We start from the raw sequence: 6230 nt of genomic DNA on the forward strand, positions 1-6230 counted from the left end.
GCGGCGCTCCTCGCGGACCCTCTTTCCCCACTGCCCTGAGCCACGTATCCGAGCGCGTGCCGCCCTTGCTCTCAGAGGGCACGGTGTCGACTCTGAATTCCCAGCCGTCTGAGCCATGGCCCCGTCCCGTGCAGGCCAGTATCAACGCAAGGGCGGCCGGCAGAGCCGGTACCAGGTGCTGAGCGGTCATGATGAATCTTACAAGAAGAAGCACCAAGGTGGCCATAGACCTCGTCACATTCTACATTCAGGTCGCAACCTGTCGTTCTCCTCTGCTGAAGCTGTGAGACATGACCACCCGGACCACCTCCCGCCCCGCCGCAGCGCGCTGCGTGACCACCAGATCGTGCCGTATGCCGATTCGGGAGATGCCGGACAGGAGACCATATGACGAGCAACACCGTTCGGGGCCTCGGACTGTGCATGGCACTCCTCTTCCTCGCCTGCTCCCAGGACCGCGACAGCAATCAACAGAGTGCGGCTCGCCCCAGTACGGGTGCGCCGGCGGCTGAGAAGCCGGCCCCCTTCGATAAAGGGCCGGTGAAGATCGCCCTGGTTCAGTACAGCGGGGCCGGTGACTATTTCGAGCTGTGGACCAAGGGCGCCCGGCAGCAGGCCGACGCGGTCGGCTTCAGTATGCAGCTGTACGACGCGCGGGCCGACGATGCCAGACAGGCCGCCGACATGAAAACCGCGATCGGGTCTCGCGTGGCCGGCATCGTCGTGGACCATGGTCGATCGGCCACGATGTGCCCGCTGATCAACCAGGCCACCGACGCCGGCATCGCGGTCGTGGTCTACGACGTCAAGGTCGCCGATTGTGCCCCCAAGGCCGTCGAGACCGCGCAAAACGATGTCGATCTCGCCACACTCGTGCTCACTCAGATGGCCAAGGACGTCGGCGATGGCGTTCCCGTCGGCTATGTGAACCCGTTCGTCATCGCGCCGCTCGAGCGGCGGGACGTCGTGTGGAAGAAGTTCGTCGCCGAACACAAGTGGGACCAGAAGTTTATCGTAGGGAAGTTCAGCAACGCCGTGGCGGCTGACAATACGGAGCTCGCGGCCCGAGCGCTCGCGACCCATCCTGGTGTGAAGGCCATCTTCGCTCCCTATGACGAGCTGACGAAGGGAACCGTCACCGCCATCGAACGGAACAAGCTGGGCTCCAAGGTGGCCGCCTACGGAATCGACATCTCGAACGCTGACATCGAGCTGATGACCAAGAAGGACAGCCCCTGGAAAGCCACCGCCACCACCGACCCGAGTGCGGTCGGCGCCGCCGTCACTCGCACGCTGGCCCTCCAGTTGGCCGGTCAACTCGGCCGCAAGCAGGTCGTGTTTCCCGGGGTCCTGGTCACCCAGTCCTTCTTGTTGACAGCACAGATCAAGAACATGGACGACTTGCGGGCACAGCTGCCCGATTTGAATCTCGCCAATATCGCCGCCGCCGCATGGCTCCGGTCGATCACGTTCTAAGCAGGGTCGTCACATTACCGAGGAGCCCTTCGTTCCTCGGTGATCGTCGTTCGATCGCGGTTGTGCATGAGGAATCCTCCGTGCGGACTCACACTGCCCAGTGGGACGGGTTCACCTTCCACCACCGGAACGAGGCCGAATTCGAGCTCCTCTCCCGGGAGATCTCGGAGGGAGAATACTGGTTCGCCTGCGACAGGAGCGATCCCACCATCTTGGACTGTGGGAGTCATATCGGCCTATCCGTCGCATATTTCGCGCGGCGCTTCCCGAAGGCGCGGATCATCGCATTCGAGCCGGATCCCGAGAACTATCGGCTTTTGCAGACCAATGTAGCAGTCAATGGATTCCAGGGAGTCGAGCTGCTGAACCTGGCTGTCTCGTCTCAGAGGGGCACGGCTCGCTTCTTTGGAGAGTTCGGCGCGGCGACTCCCATGGCCTCTGCCCACTCGATGCGGCAGGAATGGGGCACCCAGAGATCCGAACAATCGATCCTGGTGAACACAGTCTCTCTGGCCGAGTACATCACTGAACCGATCGACTATCTCAAGCTGGACATCGAAGGCATGGAGATGGAAGTGATGAACTCGATCAAGCAGCATTTGCATTTGATCCGAGCGGTCGGTCTCGAGTTTCATGGGACCGGCGGCCAAGCCCTGCCCGACGAGGAAAATCTGGTCCGACTGCTGCGCGAGAGCGGGTTCCAGGTTGCGGTCACCCAGAAGGCGGGATCCATCTTCCCGCCTGACATCGATGCCTGGGTGAAACGGGTGCAGCCTTACGTTTCTGTGATCAAGGCAACCCGCACGTAGCCAGGGCGTACATTTCCGGCCGCCCCAACCTCTCCGGGCGCAGCGCGTACGGAGCGCTCCATTGCACCGCCGGGAAGTCGTGCATACCGTTCGAACGATGGTGGGAGATGGTCTGATCTCCCTCTCCCTTGCGGCTCCCCTTCCGTCTCGCTTCAGGCTTCTCGGGTCAGGAAGCCTCCGAGAGCCTTCACGCGGAGCCGCTCTGGACTGTGCCAGTATGATCCAGCTCCGTCTGCTCGGCAGCGTTGCACTCACCGGTCCCGCCGGCGAAGAGCCGTCAGGTGTTCTCCGCCAGCCCAAGGGGCTGGCACTCCTTGCCTACCTCGCAGTCGCTTCGCCCCGAGGCTATCACCGGCGGGATACACTCCTCGCGCTCTTCTGGCCGGAGCGTGACATGGAGCACGCCCGGGCCGCGCTGAGGCATTGGCTGTACACCCTGCGGCGCGCCTTGGGTGAAGGGGTGATCCTCAGTCGGGGCGACGAGGAGGTGGGACTCGCGCCCGACCGGTTCTGGTGCGATGCGGCAGCGTTTGAAGATGCCGCTGCTGCCGGACGCCCGGAGGAGGCATCCGACCTCTACCAAGGCGATCTCCTCGCGGGCTTTCACCTCTCCGATGCCCCTGAGTTCGAGCGTTGGCTGGAGGAGGCGCGGGCACGGTTTCGTGACCGGGCCACCCAGGCCGCTTGGTCGCTGGCCGGGGACAATGACGGCAGCGCCCGGCTACCCGTGGCCGTGCGCTGGGCGCGACGCGGGTTGGCGCTTGCTCCCTACGATGAAAGCGGAGTCCGGCGGTTGATGGCACTCCTGGACCGGAAGGGGGATCGGGCCCAGGCGGTGCGCGAGTACGAGCAGTTCGCCCGGCGTCTGGCGGTGGACCTCGAGCTCGAGCCCTCGACCGAAACCGTGGCGCTCGCCGAGGCCATCCGAAGGCGCCAGGGAGGAGCGCGGAGCAACAACGTCGCTGCTTTGGACGCTGTGGACCGACGGCCGGACCCCGAGCCCAAACTACCGCGGCGCCATGGCTGGGTTCCCGTAATGTTGGCCGTACTGACCGCCGTCGTCGGGGTCGGCCTGGCAGCGGGAGCGATCCTGCGCGACCGGTCTCCGGAGCTCGCTCCGCACCGGGTGGCGGCGGCCGTGTTTGAGAACCGCACCGGCCGGCGGGACCTCGACCCCCTCGGCACCTTGGCCGCGGACTGGATCATCCGGGGCCTAGTGCAGACGCCGCTGGTGGACGTGACCGATCTGGAGGCGGTGTACGCGGGTGGGCGTAGCGATTCCGGCCGCTCAGTGGACTCCCGGAGCCTGGCCCGACGAAACGGCGCCGGAATGGTGATCTCAGGGAGCTACTATCGCTCGGGTGACAGCGTGCTCTTCCAGGCGGGCATCGCGGACGTTGCGACCGGCCGAATTCTTCGGTCCTTCGAGCCGGTTGGCGCACCCGTCGAGAGGGCACCCGACGCTCTCAAGGCGCTGCGTGATCTGGTGGTGGGCGGTCTCGCCATCCTGGTGAATCCGGCCTTCGCTCCTGTGGACCCCGACATGAGCCCGCCGAAACTCGCCGCGTACCGGGAGTTCATGGCTGGGCTGAACCGTGAGAGCTGGAGGGATTGGAAAACTGCGGCTGCGCACTACCGCCAGGCGGCCGCGCTCGACTCGACGTTCATCGCACCGGTCGTCCAACTGGCCTTTGGCTCCCTATGGGCTGGTGCCGACTGCAGGGTCACAGACTCTCTTGCCGCCGCTCTCGATCGTCCGCGGGACCAGTTGACCCCATGGAACCGCATGACCATTGACATAGAGCGGTTCCGCTGTCGGGATGGCCAGCCGACTGCGGTCCGGCTCCTCGAGCGGCGGTTCCACGCCTACCCCCAATCGAAGGCCGCTCGGTGGCAATACGCATGGGCACTCCTCCACTCCAACCAACCGAGAGCCGCGCGGGAGCTCCTCCAGCGGCTCGATCCCGACCGCGACTGCAAGGACGAGTCGCAGCACTGCCTGGGCTGGTTTCCCGGCGATGCGCGGAGCGAGTACTGGTCGCTGGTGACGGCCGCCGACCACATCCTGGGGGACCATCGAGCCGAGCTCGCCGTCACGGATCGCTGGCGCGATTCAACCAATTCGCGGTGGCAGTTGGTCCGCGGCCGTGCGCTCGGTGCCATCGGCAGGGAGCAGGAGGTCTTCGAGCTTTTCCGGAGCATGACGCTGCGGTCCGTCGACTCGGTCGCGCAGCCCAGTCTCGCCATGGCGACCGAGCTTCTGGTCCACGGCCATCGCAGCATCGGGATCGCTGTCGCTGAGAGCATTCTGGCGCATCTCGAGTTGACGCCCGACGTCGACTCGAGCCGGGCAGGGTACATCGCCTGGGCCAATCAGCTGCTCGGCCGGAAGGAAGCTGAACTGGCGGCACTCCGGAAGATGGCCTGGTCAACCCTATCCGCCGTGCACACCATTAGCGAGGTGGACACGACCTTGATGCTGGATGCAGAGGGCCGGGTCGCGGTGTTGGTCGGAGATACCACTGGGGCCGAGCGGATCGACAGCATTCTGGCCGAACAGAGCCGACGTGTCCTGAGGCATCCCTGGATAAGGGGGGCGCTCATCGTGGCGCAGGCCCACATCGCCGCCGGCCTGGGACGGCGCGATCAGGCAGTCGCACTCCTCAAGGCCGCGAGCGCCCGTGGCTTACTTGAGCTGGGCCCTTCCTTTGCCTACCACCAGGACCTGCTGCTCGCTCCTCTCCGGGGCTACCCGCCGTTCGAGGCGCTGCTCCGGCCGGACAACTGAACGCCACGTTGCGGAAACGTCACTGAGCGGCGGCGCTTCAACCGGTTCTACGTCCGCCAGGTCGGCGACTGGTGTATCAGCGGCGCTGAAGCGACTTCAGTAGGGGTCGGTAGCGGTTGGAGCGTCTTCTTAGAGAGTGCATCACCTTCTCCGGTCGTCAGCGGCGCCCACCACCAAAGGTACACGCAGAGTGAAAGCCCGTAACGCCCGCCGCCGTTCGGCACCAGCGTCGGCGGTGCTGCTCTCCTCTCTTGTCCTCGCGGCCGGTGTCGCCGGCTTCGGCATGAGCTTCCTGATTCTCGGTAGCCTCGACGCCCCCGCAGCGTCGGCCAGCCGGCAACTGCAAGGCACGGCCTGTCATCCGGGGAGCGACACCCTCCTGGTCGGCATGCCCGACGGTGACACACCGGGATTCGACGGCGCGACCGCGCCACGGACTACGCGCTCCGGCCCCGACCCGCACCCGCTCACCCCGGAGGTCCCCTGCCCATCCGCCGCGCCACGGCCTCCGCGGTAGCGCTCCGTGCCCTCGCGCTCGCCGTTGCTGTCCCCGGGCTCGAGACGTTGGCTCTGTTCGCGCTCGGCGTCGTCCTGGCGTTGATCGGATACGTCGCCATCGTCCGGTTGAACGATCTGCGCATCTTCCCGTCGAGCCTCCTCTCCCATCGGACGTTCTGATTTCCATCCGCTCCGCGACCGCCTCCGGCGTGAGATCCAGCTGTCCATTTAGACCGGTTGCACTGCGACAGGAAGCTTCAATCCCGGCAGCGTGCCGTTGCGAAGGAAATCGACGTGGCAGCGCACCTCGACCGCGACCTTTGATTCGGCGTGGAGAACGATACTCCCGCCAGTCTGATGAGGCTCGATCATCGCCACCCTGTCGAACCCGGGCGGCACTCGTGCCACGCCCTGGATGTACGAAATGGACCGCCGACCCTCCGCATTCGGAGCGAGACACGTGCGAATGCCGCGCTCGCTGAGCAGATTCGGCCGGCACGAGGCCGCGAGTCCTACATGAAAGAAGCCGGTGATGTCCTCGACGCCTAGCACGTTGACATGGCGGCCGTTCCACGGCGGGAAATGCCGCCCCCCATTGGAGAACCACAGCAACGTCGAGGCCAGCTGCTGCGGATCGCGTAGGGCAAACCACACAAAGC

The 6230-nt window shown here is 65.4% G+C and carries 4 protein-coding genes; 3 read left to right on the plus strand and 1 reads right to left on the minus strand.

What is annotated here, in order from left to right; genetic code table 11:
- The first annotated feature begins 540 nt into the window (after positions 1 to 540).
- The 3 genes from VHR41_20265 (at position 541) to VHR41_20275 (ending at position 5073) form a co-directional block, all read left to right on the plus strand.
- On the plus strand, positions 541 to 1476 hold the full coding sequence (locus tag VHR41_20265; GenBank protein ID HEX3236538.1) for a substrate-binding domain-containing protein: 936 nt from the start codon (positions 541 to 543) through the stop codon (positions 1474 to 1476).
- A 62-nt stretch (positions 1477 to 1538) separates the two neighbouring features.
- Positions 1539 to 2285 carry an FkbM family methyltransferase gene (locus tag VHR41_20270; protein HEX3236539.1) on the plus strand — a complete coding sequence of 249 codons (747 nt, stop codon included), beginning with the start codon at positions 1539 to 1541 and terminating at the stop codon, positions 2283 to 2285.
- Positions 2286 to 2502: 217 nt separating this feature from the next.
- Positions 2503 to 5073, plus strand: coding sequence for a BTAD domain-containing putative transcriptional regulator (locus VHR41_20275; GenBank protein HEX3236540.1), 2571 nt, complete (start codon positions 2503 to 2505; stop codon positions 5071 to 5073).
- Between the two features lie 726 nt (positions 5074 to 5799).
- Here the strand turns inward: VHR41_20275 and VHR41_20280 are convergent.
- On the minus strand, positions 5800 to 6230 hold a 431-nt coding region (locus tag VHR41_20280), incomplete at its 5' end, for a hypothetical protein (protein ID HEX3236541.1).

It is taken from the genome of Gemmatimonadales bacterium, assembly GCA_036265815.1.
GTDB lineage: Bacteria > Gemmatimonadota > Gemmatimonadetes > Gemmatimonadales > GWC2-71-9 > CAVVWJ01.

Coding starts and splice junctions, on each gene's coding strand:
- VHR41_20275 (HEX3236540.1), top strand. CDS start 2,503: ATGATCCAGCTCCGTCTGCTCGGCAGCGTTGCACTCACCGGTCCCGCC.